8 protein-coding genes are annotated in these 14,535 nt (G+C 75.6%); 6 read left to right on the forward strand and 2 right to left on the reverse strand.

Annotated features, from left to right (window positions below):
• The first annotated feature begins 310 nt into the window (after nucleotides 1-310).
• The 6 genes from ACIQD7_RS32055 to ACIQD7_RS32080 all read left to right on the forward strand — a co-directional run bounded on the left by ACIQD7_RS32055 (nucleotide 311) and on the right by ACIQD7_RS32080 (nucleotide 9,538).
• Nucleotides 311-3,463: an SCO5717 family growth-regulating ATPase gene (locus ACIQD7_RS32055; RefSeq protein ID WP_402446448.1), complete on the forward strand. Its 3,153-nt coding sequence runs from the start codon at nucleotides 311-313 to the stop codon at nucleotides 3,461-3,463.
• Nucleotides 3,464-3,655: 192 nt separating this feature from the next.
• Nucleotides 3,656-5,503 (forward strand): ABC transporter substrate-binding protein, encoded by a 1,848-nt coding sequence (locus tag ACIQD7_RS32060; RefSeq protein ID WP_402446451.1) that lies wholly within the window; start codon nucleotides 3,656-3,658, stop codon nucleotides 5,501-5,503.
• Nucleotides 5,504-5,506: 3 nt separating this feature from the next.
• On the forward strand, nucleotides 5,507-6,568 hold the full coding sequence (locus ACIQD7_RS32065; RefSeq protein WP_402446454.1) for an ABC transporter permease: 1,062 nt from the start codon (nucleotides 5,507-5,509) through the stop codon (nucleotides 6,566-6,568).
• The gene (locus ACIQD7_RS32070; RefSeq protein ID WP_121833222.1) at nucleotides 6,565-7,539 is read left to right on the forward strand and encodes an ABC transporter permease; all 975 of its coding nucleotides are present in this window, start codon (nucleotides 6,565-6,567) and stop codon (nucleotides 7,537-7,539) included. The genes ACIQD7_RS32065 and ACIQD7_RS32070 overlap by 4 nt, the downstream gene beginning before the upstream one ends.
• A complete protein-coding gene (locus ACIQD7_RS32075) occupies nucleotides 7,536-8,501 on the forward strand; it encodes an ABC transporter ATP-binding protein (RefSeq protein WP_121833221.1) in 966 nt (321 codons plus the stop codon). Before ACIQD7_RS32070 ends, ACIQD7_RS32075 begins: the two co-directional genes overlap by 4 nt.
• Nucleotides 8,498-9,538, forward strand: coding sequence for an ABC transporter ATP-binding protein (locus ACIQD7_RS32080; RefSeq protein WP_402446459.1), 1,041 nt, complete (start codon nucleotides 8,498-8,500; stop codon nucleotides 9,536-9,538). Before ACIQD7_RS32075 ends, ACIQD7_RS32080 begins: the two co-directional genes overlap by 4 nt.
• 13 nt (nucleotides 9,539-9,551) lie before the next feature.
• Here ACIQD7_RS32080 and ACIQD7_RS32085 read toward each other — a convergent pair whose 3' ends face one another.
• Nucleotides 9,552-10,520: a bifunctional riboflavin kinase/FAD synthetase gene (locus ACIQD7_RS32085; RefSeq protein WP_402446462.1), complete on the reverse strand. Its 969-nt coding sequence runs from the start codon at nucleotides 10,518-10,520 to the stop codon at nucleotides 9,552-9,554.
• 31 nt (nucleotides 10,521-10,551) lie between these two features.
• Nucleotides 10,552-14,265 (reverse strand): serine protease, encoded by a 3,714-nt coding sequence (locus tag ACIQD7_RS32090; RefSeq protein ID WP_402446464.1) that lies wholly within the window; start codon nucleotides 14,263-14,265, stop codon nucleotides 10,552-10,554.
• Nucleotides 14,266-14,535: the final 270 nt, after the last annotated feature.

Below are 14,535 nucleotides of genomic sequence, written 5' to 3' on the forward strand. Positions count from 1 at the left end.
GAGGCCCGCGGCCGCCGGTCCGTCGTCACGGGCCCGGAATCGTGCGCGCTCGTACCGTTTCGCCCGGCTCCTTCCTCACGCTCCGCCGTACCGGCGTCACTTCGGGGCACCTCGGGGTACGAGGGGTGCGGGCGGGGACGGACGGGCCTGCCGCGGCGGTGGCACGGGCGATTAGGCTGGGCCGGGGCACGGCAGGAGGACCCTCGGACCCGTCCGCCGTGCTCCAGGGGGAGAGCCGGGCCCATCGGAAGTGAACGGTGGCCCCCACCCACGACGGCACAAGGGTGCTCGACCACACCAGGAGGCAAGAGTGAGCGGCGATCGGGACGACATCCACGGGGGCTGGAACCCTCCTGCCGACGATTCCGACGTGGACCCCGTGGAGCTGACGGGCGAGTTCACCATCGACTACACGCCGCCCGCCTGGTACGCGCAGAGCGCGTCGGGCGAAGCCTCCGGCGCGGTCGCCGGACAGCAGTACCCGCCGCCGCCGACGGGCGCGCCGGTCGCCGTGCCCGGCCTGCCCGCCGGAAGCGGCTTCCAGCCGAACCCGCCGGCCGTTCCCGTACCGCCCGCCACCACGCCGGCCGCCCCGGTCCCGGCCCCGCCGGTCGAAGCCTCCCCGCAGCCCTTCGGCGGCGGCGATCTGGAGAGCGGCGCGACCATGCGGTTCTCTCCCGTGACGATGCGGCGGGAGATGGAGGAGATCGCGGAGCGCGCGGCGGCGGCGCGGGCCGCCTCGGCGGACGGCGGGGACGGGACCCCGGCGGACTCCCCGGACGCGGGCTCCGCGCCGACGTCCGGACCCGGTGCGGCGTCCGACCCCGGTGCCGCTTCCGGTTCCAATGCCGCTTCCGGTTCCGGTTCCGTCGGTACGGACGACCGGCCCGAGGCCGACGCGACCCCCGACGCGGTACGGGAGGAGCCGGCCGATGACGCCGTCGCTCCGTCCGGACAGGTCTCCGGGGACGACGAGGGCGCGGCCCCGGCGGACCGGGACGACGAGGACGTGACGGACTCCGCCCCGGGCGAGGCCCGCGACGAGGCCGGTCCGGCCGCCGACGACGCTTCCTCCGATACCGCTTCCCACGATGCCTCTTCCGTCGAGGGCGCTTCCTCACCCGGCGGTACTTCCTCCGAGGGCACCCCGCCCGGCGGTGCTTCCTCCGGTGGCGCCCCCGCCGAGAGCGCCCCGGCGCCCGGGCCGCAGCCCGGGGCCGCGCCCGGACTGCCCCCGCTGCCGCCGTCGTTCCAGCCCGCCGCGCCCGCGCCCGCCCAGCAGTGGCCCGCGCCGCCGGCCGGCGGGGCCCAGCCGGTGCCCCCGGCCGCGCCGCTGCCGCCCACCGCTCCCTGGCCGTCGCCCGCGTCCGCGCCCGTCGCGTCGCCCGGTCACGTACCGCCGCAGGCCCAGGAGCCCGGCGGGTACGGCTACCCCCAGGCCCCGCAGGCCCCACAGCCTCCCCAGGCGCCCCAGGCGCCCCAGCACCCGGCCCCGGCCACGCAAGGCGGTTACGGCTTCCCGCACCCCGGGACGCCCCCGCAGCAGCCCGGTTACGGCTACCCGCAGCAGCCCGGCGGCGTGCCGCCGCAGGCCCAGGGGCAGGGCGGATACGGCTACCCACACCCCGGCGCCGTACCCGCGCAGGCCCCCCAGGCCCAGCCCCAGGCCCCCGTCCAGCCGCAGCAGCCGCAGTCGCAGCCCCAGCCCCAGCCCCCGTACGACGCGCAGCAGCCCGTCGACCCCCGGACCGGTGCCGCCTGGCCCTCGCCCGTGACGCACGACCAGCGCGAGCGGTCCGTGCCGGGCGCCCCGCTCGGCTACAACGCGGCCGTCGAGCTCTCCTCCGACCGGCTGCTGCGGAACAACAAGCAGAAGCCCAAGTCCAGCCGCACCCCCGGCGCCGCCTCCCGCTTCAAGATCGGCGGCAAGAAGGAGGAGGCGGAGCGGCAGCGGAAGCTGGACCTGATCCGGACTCCGGTCCTCTCCTGCTACCGGATCGCGGTCATCTCGCTCAAGGGCGGCGTCGGCAAGACCACGACGACCACCGCGCTCGGCGCGACCCTGGCGACCGAGCGGCAGGACAAGATCCTGGCGATCGACGCCAACCCGGACGCCGGCACCCTCGGCCGCCGGGTGCGGCGCGAGACCGGGGCGACCATCCGCGACCTGGTGCAGGCGATCCCGTACCTCCACTCGTACATGGACATCCGCCGGTTCACCTCGCAGGCGCCCTCGGGTCTGGAGATCCTCGCCAACGACGTGGACCCGGCCGTCTCGACGACCTTCAACGACGAGGACTACCGGCGGGCGATCGACGTCCTGGGCAAGCAGTACCCGATCATCCTCACCGACTCGGGCACGGGCCTGCTCTACAGCGCCATGCGCGGGGTGCTCGACCTCGCCGACCAGCTGATCATCATCTCGACCCCCTCCGTGGACGGCGCCTCCAGCGCGTCGACCACCCTGGACTGGCTCTCCGCGCACGGCTACGCGGACCTGGTGCAGCGCTCCCTCACCGTCATCTCCGGCGTCCGCGAGACCGGCAAGATGATCAAGGTCGAGGACATCGTGCAGCACTTCCAGACCCGCTGCCGCGGGGTCGTGGTCGTGCCCTTCGACGAGCACCTGGCGGCCGGCGCCGAGGTCGACCTCGACATGATGCGGCCGAAGACCCGCGAGGCGTACTTCCACCTGTCGGCGATGGTGGCCGAGGACTTCGTACGGGCGCAGCAGGCGCAGGGCCTGTGGACCGGCGACGGCCAGGGCGCGGTGCCTCCGCACATGGCCCCGCCGATGCCCGGCCGGCCGGGCCCGGGCCTGCCGTACCCCGGTCAGCCGTACGGGGGGCAGCCCGTTCCCGGTCAGCCGTACGCGGGACAGCCGGTCCCCGGCCAGTTCACGCAGAGCCAGCAGGGTCAGCCGGGACAGCAGGGCCAGCCGGAAGCACAAGGCCAGCACGGACAGCACGGACAGCACGGCCAGCCGCTCCCCGGCCAGTTCCCGCCGGGGCAGTTCGCGCCCGGCCAGCCCTCCCCCGGTCAGCCGTACGCCCCCCAGGCGCCCCAGCCCGGTCAGCCCTATCCCCCGCAGGCGTACCCGGCGCCGGGACAGGGCCCCGGCCCGATGCCCGGTCAGTTCGCCCCGGCCCAGCCGGCACCCGCTCAGGCGAACCCCGGTCAGCCGAACCCCGGCCACCCCGCACCCGCCCAGGCCGCGCCCGGCCACCCCGCGCCCGGTCAGCCGTACGCGCCCCAGGCGCCGTACCCCGGTCAGCCCTACCCGGCGCAGCCCGCCCAGCCGGGCGCTCCGGGCGCTCCCGGCGTGCCCCCGGCCTGGCAGCAGCAGCCGGCCCCCGCGCAGGTGCCGCCGCAGGATCTTCCCGAGCAGCGGCCGGGGCAGCCGCTGCCCCCGCAGGCCGGCCCGCAGACGCCTCCGCAGGCGCCGCCAGCCCCTCAGCAGTAGGGCGTCACAGGAGTAGACCAATGAGGCCCCGTATCGGTCGTCCGATACGGGGCCTCTTGGCGTTCCCGCAGCCCACAAGGGGTTTGAGTCATCGTTGACGACGGCAGACCAGCGCTGATACACCTTCGCTTCACTCACCGTCAGCCCAAGATCCACGACAGAAACTCCGACGCGAGGTCACGTCCCATGGTCATGGTCACGAAGGTTCCACCCCGTCCCGCGCCCGCGCGCAGAGCCCGCCGAGCCCTCCGGTTCCTGCTCGCCTCCGGCGTCGCCGCCACCTCGCTCGTCGTCGTCCCCGGCACCGCGCAGGCGGAGGACGAGAAGTCCGGCGGCACCACCCTCACGGTGGCCGTCTCGCAGAGCATCGACTCGCTGAGCCCGTTCCTCGCGCAGAAGCTCACCTCGACGAGCATCCACCGCCTGGCCTACGAGTACCTGACGAACTACGACCCGAAGGACGCCCGTACGGTCCCGGGTCTGGCGACCGCGTGGAAGCCCTCGCCCGACAAGCTGACGTGGACGTACACGATCCGCGGGGACTCGTTCTGGTCGGACGGGACGCAGGCCACCGCCGCGGACGCGGCCTGGACCTTCAACAAGATGATGACCGACCCGAACGCCGCCACCGCCAACGGCAGCTTCACGGCCAACTTCGAGAAGGTCACCGCGCCCGACCCGCAGACCCTCGTCATCAAGCTGAAGAAGCCCCAGGCGACGATGACCGCGCTCGACGTGCCGATCGTGCCGAAGCACGTCTGGGAGAAGGTCGGCGACCTCTCGAAGTTCAACAACGACCAGCAGTTCCCCCTCGTGGGCAACGGGCCCTTCGTCATCACCGACTACAAGGTCGACCAGTACATCAAGCTCAAGCCGAACAAGAAGTTCTGGCGGGGCGCCCCCAAGTTCGACGAGCTGGTCTTCAAGTACTACAAGGACGGGGACGCCGCCGTCGCCGCCCTCCAGAAGGGCGAGGTGTCCTTCGTACCGAACCTGACGCCGGCCCAGGCCGACGCGCTGAAGACCCAGAAGAACATCAAGGTCAACGACGCCCCCGGCCGCCGCTTCTTCGCCCTCGCCACCAACCCGGGCGCCCGGGCGCAGGACGGGAAGACCTTCGGCAACGGGCACAAGGCGCTGCTCGACCCGGCGGTGCGCAAGGCGCTCTTCCTCGCGGTCGACCGCACCACCCTCGTCGACAAGGTGTTCCAGGGCCACGCCGTCGAGGGCGAGGGGTACATCCCGCCCCGCTTCGGCTCGTACTTCTGGCGGCCCGACGGGGACCAGAAGCGGACGTACGACCCGGAGGAGGCGGCCAGGGTCCTCGACGCCGCCGGGTACCGGAAGAACGCCGACGGCAAGCGGGCCGGCAAGGACGGGAAGCCGCTGGACTTCCGGATCCTCTGCCACGCCACCGACCCGAACGACAAGGCGGTCGGCAAGTACCTCCAGGAGTGGTGGGGCGAGCTCGGCATCGGCCTGAAGGTCGAGTGTCTGGACAGCGTCTCGGACCCGTGGGTGAAGGGCGACTACGACCTCGCCTTCGACGGCTGGTCGGTCAACCCCGACCCGGACTACGTCCTCTCCATCCACACCTGCGGCGCCCTCCCGGCCACCCCGAAGGACAGCGGGGCCACCGACAACTTCATCTGCGACGAGGAGTTCGACGGGCTCTACGCGCAGCAGGCGGTGGAGTACGACGCGGCCAAGCGGGCGGATCTGGTGAAGCGGATGCAGTCCCGCCTGTACGACACGGGGTACATGAACGTCATGGCCTATCCGAACGCCCTGGAGGCGTACCGCACGGACCAGATCGCGTCCATCACGACCATGCCCGAAGCCGCCGGGAACCTGTGGGGCCAGGACGGCTACTGGAGCTGGTGGTCGGCCGTCCCCGCGGCCTCCGCCTCCGGCGGGTCCGAGGACGGCGGCTCCTCCACCGGGGTGATCGTCGGCATCGGCGCGGCCGTGGTGGTCGTGGTCGGTCTCGGCGTCCTGCTCGGGCTGCGCCGCCGCTCCACCGCCGACGACCGCGAGTAGTCCGTGACGACGACCAGCACCCCCGCCGACGTGGTGCGGGCCGACCCGGCCCGCACCACGGACGGCGCGTCCCGCGCCGGCGCCGCCTCCGGTTACCTCCGCCACGCGGCGGGGAAGCTGGGCGGCGCGCTCGTCTCGCTCTTCGCCGTGCTCGTCACCAGCTTCTTCCTGTTCCGGATCATCCCCGGCGATCCGGTGAAGGCGATGACCCACGGCGTGCCCACCTCGGCCGAGCAACTGGCAACGCTGAGGCGGCAGTTCGGGCTCGACCTGCCGCTCTGGCAGCAGTTCACCGACTACTGCGCCAAGGCCCTGACGGGCGACCTCGGCACCTCGTTCCAGTTCCGCGCCCCCGTCGGGGAACTGATCTGGGAGAAGCTCCCGGCGACGCTGCTGCTCACCGGGGTCGCCGTGGTGATCTACTCGGCGCTCGGGCTGTGGCTCGGCACCCGCTCGGCCTGGCGCCACGGCGGCCTCGGGGACAAGCTGAACACCGGGATCGCGCTGACCCTGTGGTCGGTGCCGTCCTTCTGGCTCGGGCTGCTCCTCATCATCGTCTTCTCCGTGGGCGCGGGCCCGGTTCCGGGGCTCTTCCCGACCGGCGGCATGGAGTCGGGCACGGGCGAGACCGGTCTCGCGCACGTCCTGGACGTCGCCCACCACCTGGTCCTGCCGGTGGTGACCCTGGTGGCGGTCGGCTACGCGCAGACGCTGCTCGTGATGCGCTCCTCGCTCCTGGACGAGATGGGCGGCGACTACCTGACGACGGCGCGGGCCAAGGGGCTGCGCGACGACGTCGTGCGCCGCAGGCACGCCGTGCCGAACGCGCTGCTCCCGACCGTGACCATGATCTTCATCAATCTGGGCCACGTGGCGGCGGGGTCGATCCTGGTGGAGACGGTGTTCTCCTGGCCGGGGCTCGGCGGACTCTTCTACCAGGCGCTCAGCGTGCCCGACCTGCCGCTCGTGCAGGGCCTGTTCGTGGTCTTCGCCGGAGCGATGATCCTGATGAACCTGCTCGCCGACCTGCTCTATCCGCTGCTCGATCCCCGGGTGGGCCGATGACCTCCTCCACGACCTCCGCGACGCCAGCGCCGGAGCCCCTGGAACCCCCTCCCGCCGTCCCCGAGCCCGCGCGGAAGCCGCCCTCCGCGGCCTCCCTCGCCCGGCAGCGCCGCAAGGCGTCGGCGATCCGCTTCTGGAAGCGGTACCGCACCCACCGCGCCGGCCTCTACGGTCTCGCCGGGCTCGTCCTGATCGCCCTGCTCGCGCTCGCCGCCCCGCTGCTCGTCGGCGCCGACGTGCAGTCGGTGACGGCGGCGCCGGGCACGGCCCTGGAGTCCCCGAGCGCCGAGTTCCCGCTCGGCACCGACCAGTTCGGGCGCTCGCTGCTCGGGCTGCTGATCTGGGGGGCGCGGATCTCGCTGCTCGTCGGGCTGCTCGCGGCGGCCCTCTCGGTCGCCATCGGCACCCTGGTGGGGGTCGTCGCCGGGCACTACGGCGGCTGGTTCTCGACCGTCGTCATGCGGATCACCGACTGGTTCCTGGTGATGCCGACGCTGGTCCTGGCGATCGTGCTCGCCACCGTCATGTCCCGCTCGATGTGGACGGTGGTCCTGGCCATCGGGGTGACCTCGTGGCCGACCACCGCCCGTCTGGTGCGGGCGCAGACCATCGCGGTGGAGTCCCGCCCGTACATCGAGCGGGCGACCGCGCTCGGCGGCGGCCACCGGCACGTCATGACCCGGCACGTGCTGCCGAACGTGATGCCGCTGGTCCTCGCGCAGACCACGCTCGGCATCTCGACCGCCATCCTCACCGAGGCCACCCTCGCCTTCCTCGGCCTGGGCGACCCGACGGTGGTCTCCTGGGGCGGGATGCTCCAGGACGCCCGGGAGGCCGGCGCGGTCTCCTCCGGGCACTGGTGGTACCTGGCCCCGCCCGGGATCGCGATCGCCCTGGTGGCGCTCGCCTTCACGCTGTGCGGCCGGGCCGTCGAGTCCGTGCTCAACCCGAAGCTGGGGGTGGGGCGATGAGCCTCCTGGAAGTACGCGGCCTCAGGGTGACGTACGGGTCGGGCGCGGCGGCCGTGCCCGCCGTGCGCGGAGTCGACCTGACCCTGGAGGCGGGCACCAAGCTGGGCGTGGCCGGGGAGTCCGGCTGCGGCAAGTCCACGCTCGCGCTCGCGCTGCTCCGGCTGCTCCCGGCGTCGGCGCGCCTGGAGGGCGAGATCCTGCTCGACGGCGAGGACGTCCTCGCGATGTCGTGGGGGCGGCTGCGGGCCGTGCGCTGGGCGGGCGCGTCGATCGTCTTCCAGGGCGCGATGCACTCGCTGAACGCGGTGCACCGGATCGGGGACCAGATCGCGGAGCCGCTGCTGGTGCACGGCCGGGCGACCCCGGCGGCGGCCCGCAAGCGGGTCGGCGAGCTGCTCGACCACGTCGGCCTGCCCGCCGCCCGCGCCGCCGCCTATCCGCACGAGCTGTCCGGCGGGCAGCGGCAGCGCGTGATGATCGCGATGGCGCTCGCCTGCGACCCCCGGCTGATCGTCGCGGACGAGCCGACCACCGCCCTGGACGTGATGATCCAGGCGCAGATCCTGCGCCTGATCGAGGGCCTGGTCGCCGAGCAGTCCATCAGCCTCCTGATGATCAGCCACGACCTGGCGGTCCTCGCCGACACCTGCGACCGGCTCGCCGTGATGTACGCGGGCCGGGTCGTCGAGGAGGGCCCGGCCCGGGAGGTGTACGAGGCGGCCGCGCACCCCTACGGGCGGGCGCTGTCCTCGGCGTTCCCGCGCATCGGTGACCCCGCCTCCCGGCGGGCGCCGCGCGGTCTGCCGGGCGATCCGCCGGACCCGGCCGACCTGCCGGGCGGCTGCACCTTCCACCCGCGCTGTCCGGTGGCGCTCGACGCCTGCGGGGACCTCGACCAGGAACTGCGGGAGGCGGGCGCGGGGCGCCGGGCCGCCTGCGTGCACGTGGGGAGCGCTTCATGAGTACGGACACCACCACGCGCCCGGAGACGGCGACCGGGGCGCTGCTCTCGGCCCGGGACCTGCGCGTGGTCTTCCCCGGACGCCGGGGCGCGCCGCCCGCGCGGGCGGTGGACGGGGTGGACCTGGACGTCGGCGCGGGCGAGATCGTGGCCCTCGTCGGGGAGTCGGGCTGCGGCAAGACGACCCTGGCCCGCTCGCTGCTCGGCCTGGTCCGGCCCACCTCGGGCACGGTCTCCTTCGACGGGGAGCCGCTCGCGTACTCCTCCGGGTCGCTGAAGACGTACCGGAAGCGGGCGCAGCTGGTCCTCCAGGACCCGAGCGGTTCGCTGAACCCCCGGCACACGGTGTACGACGCGGTGGCGGAGGGGCTGCGGATCCACGGGTACGCGGGGGACGAGCGGGCCGCCGTCGCCGGGGCCCTCGCGCGGGCCGGGCTGCGCCCACCGGAGCGCTTCTTCTTGCGCTACCCGCACGAGCTGTCCGGCGGGCAGCGGCAGCGGGTGGTCATCGCGGGCGCGCTGGTCCTGGAGCCCGAACTGATCGTCGCGGACGAGCCGGTGGCCTCCCTGGACGCGTCCGTACGGGGCGAGATCCTGGCGCTGCTGCTGCGGCTGCGCGACGAACTGGGCCTGTCGGCGCTCGTGGTGACCCACGACCTGGGCCTCGCGTGGAACATCGCGGACCGGGTGGCGGTGATGTACCTGGGCCGGGTCGTGGAGACGGGCCCGGTGGAGTCCGTCCTGACGAACCCTCAGCACCCGTACACCCGGGCGCTGTTGTCGGTGCTCCCGGAGTCCGAGGGGGCGCCGGTGGTGCTGACCGGGGAACCGCCGGACCCGTCGCGGATCCCCTCGGGCTGCCGCTTCCACGTCCGCTGCCAGGTCCTCGCCTCGGGCGCGGCGGCGGAGGTCGCGGACCGCTGCCGGGGCGAGGACCTGCCGGTCCTGCCCGGCGGCGGGGCGGACGCGGTGGCCTGCCACTGGGCGGGGCGGGAGAAGGCGGGACGGGGGCAGTCGGGGCGGGGGAAGGCGGACTGACCGCCCCGGCGGGTCAGGCCCGCTCCGGATGCTCCCGGTCGTACTCCCCGGTCAGCTCGCGGCAGCGCTCCACGTCGCCCGCCATCGCCCGGAGCAGGTCGTCCAGGGTGTCGAACTTGAGCATCCCGCGCACGTACACCAGGAAGTCGACGGCCACGTGCAGCCCGTACAGGTCGAGTCCCTCGCGGTCGATCGCGTACGCCTCGACGGTCCGTTCGGTGCCGTCGAACTGCGGGTTCGTGCCGACCGAGATGGCCGCCGGCATCCGCTCGCCCGCGGCCGTCAGCCAGCCCGCGTAGACGCCGTCGGCCGGGATCGCGGTGTGCGGCAGGGTCTCGACGTTGGCGGTGGGGAAGCCGAGCTCGCGGCCGCGCTGGGCGCCGCGGACCACGACGCCCTCGACGCGGTGCGGGCGGCCGAGGATCTCGGCGGCCCCGGCCATGTCGCCCTCGGCGACCAGGCGGCGGGTGAGGGTGGAGGAGAAGGGCTCGCCGCCGCCCGCGCTGCCGCTGACGTACAGGTCGACGACCTCGACCTCGTAGTCGTAGGTGGCGCCGAGCTCGGCGAGGAAGGCGACGTTTCCGGCGGCCCGGTGGCCGAAGCGGAAGTTGGGGCCCTCGATGACGGCCCGGGCGTGCAGCTTGTCGACGAGCACCTTGACGATGAAGTCGGCCGGGGAGAGCTGGGAGAACTCGGCGGTGAACGGCAGCACGAGCACCGCGTCCACGCCGAGCCCGGCCATCAGCTCGGCGCGCCGGTGGTGCGGGGCGAGCAGCGGCGGGTGGCTGCCGGGCCGCACGACCTCGGAGGGGTGGGGGTCGAAGGTGACCACGACGGAGGGGACGCCGAGCTCGCGGGCGCGCTCGACGGCGCGTCCGACGATCAGCTGGTGCCCTCGGTGCACCCCGTCGTAGGAGCCGATGGTGACGACGCTGCGCCCCCAGTCCTGGGGGATGTCCTCCAAACCACGCCAGCGCTGCACTGTGACCGCTCCTCGTCCGCCTGTTCGCCGATTAAGCAGGTCTAAGACTGCCATGCCCACGCCCGTCGGCACGCATCGGCATGGGAGTGCCGGGGCCGCGCAGCGCGTCGAGGGTCGCGATGCCGAGCAGCGGCGCCCAGTCGCCGGGGGCGGCGACGATCCAGCCGCAGAGGAGTTCGGTGAAGACGGGCCGCTCGTCGACGAGGGCGGCGAGGAGCCGGTCGAGCCGCGCGGCGCCCTCGGGGGTGCGGACGCACAGGAGGCCGGCCCGGTGGGTGAGCCGCCGGGTGCGGGCCCCGCCGTTCCGCTCGGCCTCCCCGGCGGCGGCCGTCAGGAGGACCTCCGGGACGGAGGGCTCCCCGGCCCCGGTCTCATCCTCCTCGTGTGCCTCCTGCTCCAGGAGTACGTCGAGCAGCTCGTCGCGCAGGTGGCGGGAGGCGCCGGTGCCGGGGGCGGCGAGCACGGGGGCGAGGGCGCGGCGGAGGAGGACGGACCGGCTCCGGATCAGATCGCACGTCAGGGGGAAGAGCACCGCCCTGGCCCCGGGTCCGGCTTCGAGGCGCCGGTCCACGAAGGCCGCCACGTGGGGGGCGTCCCCGGGGTGGCGGAGGGCGTGGTCGCGGACGAGGGCGGCGGCGTGGCGGGCGAGGGCGGGCGCGTCGATCCCGGCGAGGGCCTCCAGGATCGCGGCCGGGTCCCCGCCGGGGGCGTCGAGCCGGGTCCGGAAGGCGTCGAGGACCTGCTCGGGGTGGGTGGCGAGGGCCTCGACGAGGGCGTCCACGGGGACGCCGGGCTCGGTGGCGGCGCGGGGCAGGTGGCGGCCGCGGAACTCCGGGTCGCGGATCAGGAGGTCGAGGGCGGCGCCGTGCAGGGCCCGGTCGGCGGGGCGGGCGAGGAGGGCGAGGGCCGCGTAGCGCAGCAGCTCGCGGTCGGCGGGGGCGGTGGCGCGGCCGGTGACCAGCCGTCCGTACGCGGCGGCCGCGGCGCGGCGCTCCGGGCGCCCGTCGTCGTGGGCCCAGCGGTCGACGGCCCGGCAGAGGGCGGAGGTCTCGTCCCGGGCGAGCGTGGCGAGGAGGGCCTCGGCGAGGGGGTGGGCGGTGGCGACGAGCACCTCGCACAGGTCGTCGACGGCGAGCGCCCGGTGGGCGTGCAGGAGGGCCTGGGCGGCGGTGGCGACGGTGGCGTCCGGGGCGGCGGGCAGCGGCCGGGCGTCGCCGAACCAGCGGCACAGGAGCGGCTGGACGCCCCGGGGGTCGGCGGCGAGCAGCTCCGCGACCGTGCCGAACCAGCGGTCCTCGCCCGGCGGGTCGGCGGTGACCAGCCGCCGGAGCAGGTCGATCCGCTCGTCCTCCCCGACGGCGAGGTCCCGCCAGAAGTCCGGTCCGAAGGCGGCGAAGGCGGGGCGGCGTCCCGGGCGGGCGCCGATCCGGTCGGCGAGCAGCCGCAGGACGGGCAGGCAGGGCCGGGGGTCCGGCACCCGCCGCAGGCTCTCCCCCAGCAGCCGCGCGGCCCACCAGGCCCCGTCCCCGTCCTCCCCGGCGTCCGCGAACCGCGCGAGCGCCTCGACGAGCCCGGCGAGCCGGGGCACGAGCCCGCCCGCACCCCGCTCCCGGTGCTCCAGGAGCAGCGCCTGGAGCACGGGCCCGATCCGGTGCCGGGGGACGGGGGGCGCCCCCGGGGCGGCGTCGCCGGGGGCGGCCGGGTCGGTGCTTCCGGGGACGGGCCCGGAGTCCGGAGCGGTGCTCGCCGGCGCGGGCCGGGGGCCCGGGACGGCGGTCCCCGGTACGGGCCCGGGGTCCGGGGTGGTGCTCCCGGGTCCGGGAGCCGGGCCCGTACTCCCGGGTGCGTGCCCGAGGTCCGGGGCGGTGTTCACGGGCCCGGGGCCCGGGCCCGTACTCCCGGAAACACCCCCACGGCCCCGGGCGCTGTTCCCGGGTGCGGCACCCGGGCCCGTGGACGCGCCGGGTTCGGGGGCGTGCTCGTGGTGGGTGTGGACCAGGGCGTGGAGGGCGGTGTCCAGGTCGAGGTGGGCGGCCTGGAGCCAGTCGGCGAGTTCCTCGTGGGCGAAGCGGTAGCCGGAGCCCGCCGGGACGAGGAGGCCCTCGGTGAGGACGGCCGGGGCCCAGCCCTCCCGCCAGGGGAACAGCTCCTCGAAGGAGGCCCGGTCGAGGACGCCGTGGCCGGGGCCGAGGCACCGGCGGGCCGCCTCGTGGACCCGGCCGGTCACGCGCGCGGCGAGCCGGCGGACGGCGGTCCCCCGGACCAGGGGCCGGGTCCCGGCGGCGATCCGGACGGCGGTCCGCAGGCACATCAGGTCGAGGTGGGCGGTGAAGACCTCCTCGCGGCGGGGCCGTCCCGGCACCTCGCCGGGCAGCGCGGCCCGGACCTCGGCGAGCAGCCGCAGGGCGAGCGGGTGCCGGGCGTCCGCCTCGGCGAGGTCCGTCTCGCGGAGCCCGTACCCCTCGCGCACGGCCCGCGCCTCCGCCTCGGTGTACGGGCCGAGGACGACGGCCGGCGGGAGTCCGGTCCCGTCGTCCCCGGTCGCGGGGCGGTGCAGGGCCTCCGGGCCGTAGAGGGCGCCCGCCCGCTCCCAGTGCTCGGGGCGGCAGGCGGTGGCGAGCCGGGCGCCGTGGGCGCGGAGCCACCGCTCGGTGGCGGCGGTCCAGGCGGGGAGCCGGTGGGCGAGGAGCGGGGGCATCTCCTCGGGGCCGTCGAGGACGACGAGGAGCGGCCGGCCGGCCTCCCGGGCGAGGGCGGCGGCCCGCTCGGGGGTGGCGGTGGTGGTGTCGCCGAGGGCCCCGGAGGCGGCGACGATGCGGCCGGCCTGGTCCAGGGCGCGGCCGACGGCGTCGGCGAGGGAGTGGTCCCCGGCTCGCAGGTCGGCGCCGCGCAGCCGGACGGTGGGGGCCGGTTCGACGCCCCGGGCGCGGCGGTCGCAGAGCGCGGCGAGGGCGGTGGTGCGGCCGGTGCCGGGGGTGCCGACCAGGGCGAGGACGGGGGCGTCCCCGGCGGCGAAGCGGTCGAGTTCGCGGGCGCAGTCGGCGCGCTCGACGGGCTCGGGCCAGGGCCCGGGGTCCCGTACGGGGCCGGTGGAGGTGGCGGTGAGCTCCAGGATCCCGGCGAGGTTGAGGTCGGGGCCGTAGGCGGGGACGGTGGCGGCGTTGCGCCGCAGCAGGGCGGTGAGCGGGCCGTCGGGCCGGAGCGGGACCGCGTATCCGGCGGCCCTGCGGCCGCCGTGCAGGGCGGTGCCGAGGACGGCGAGGACGGTGCCGGTGGCGGTGTCGAGGACGGGGCTGCCCGCGGCCCGGCCGCCGCGCCGGAGCGCCTCGGCGCCCTCGGTGCCGATGGCGAGTTCGAGGGCCTCGTCGAGGTCGTGGAAGCGGTCGGCGGCGGTGTACGTGACGGTGGCGGGGCCGAGGACGCGCGCCTCGCGCCAGCCGTGGGCCTCGATCCGGACGTAGGTGCCGGGCTCGATCTCGGGGCGGGTCGCGAGCGGCAGGGGGCGGACGCCGAGCCCTTCGCTGTGGACGAGGGCGAGTCCGCTCTCGGGCAGGGGGGTGACGGCCCCGGCCTCGGCGAGCCAGCTGCGGTCGCCGGGCGCGCGCAGCAGGACGCGGCTGAGCCCGTCGACGGCTTCGTGGCTGGTGACGACCGTTCCGTGGTGGTCGGCGAGGAATCCGGTGCCGCGTGTCCGTCCCGCCTGATCGCAGATCCGCACCAGCGTCGCCAGGTCCCCGCGTCCCATGGTGACGACGGTAGGCCGCCCGTGATCACCCGACGGCCCGCGCGGAGGAACACGCCCCCTTCCGCTCCCCTTTTCACTCCGAGCGCCTCCCCGTCGGAGTGAATTTCCGTGACTTCCGCGGACAGGGCCCCGTGGGGGAACGAGAGTGGGGGGGGGGGGGGGGGGGGGGCCCCCCCCCCCCCCCCCCACGACCCCCCCCCCCCCCCGGGGCCCCCCCCCCCCCCCCCCCCCCGGGGGCCCCGCGCCCCCCGGGGGGCCGCCCCGCGCCGG

Origin of the sequence: Streptomyces sp. NPDC093071, from assembly GCF_044754545.1 — a bacterium.
Lineage (GTDB): Bacteria > Actinomycetota > Actinomycetes > Streptomycetales > Streptomycetaceae > Streptomyces.

What these genes read in the sequence shown, in the direction of transcription:
- ACIQD7_RS32070 (WP_121833222.1), top strand. Translation starts at nt 6,565, where the DNA reads ATGACCTCCTCCACGACCTCCGCGACGCCAGCGCCGGAGCCCCTGGAA.
- ACIQD7_RS32060 (WP_402446451.1), top strand. Translation starts at nt 3,656, where the DNA reads ATGGTCACGAAGGTTCCACCCCGTCCCGCGCCCGCGCGCAGAGCCCGC.
- ACIQD7_RS32075 (WP_121833221.1), top strand. Translation starts at nt 7,536, where the DNA reads ATGAGCCTCCTGGAAGTACGCGGCCTCAGGGTGACGTACGGGTCGGGC.
- ACIQD7_RS32090 (WP_402446464.1), bottom strand. Translation starts at nt 14,265, where the DNA reads ATGGGACGCGGGGACCTGGCGACGCTGGTGCGGATCTGCGATCAGGCG.
- ACIQD7_RS32080 (WP_402446459.1), top strand. Translation starts at nt 8,498, where the DNA reads ATGAGTACGGACACCACCACGCGCCCGGAGACGGCGACCGGGGCGCTG.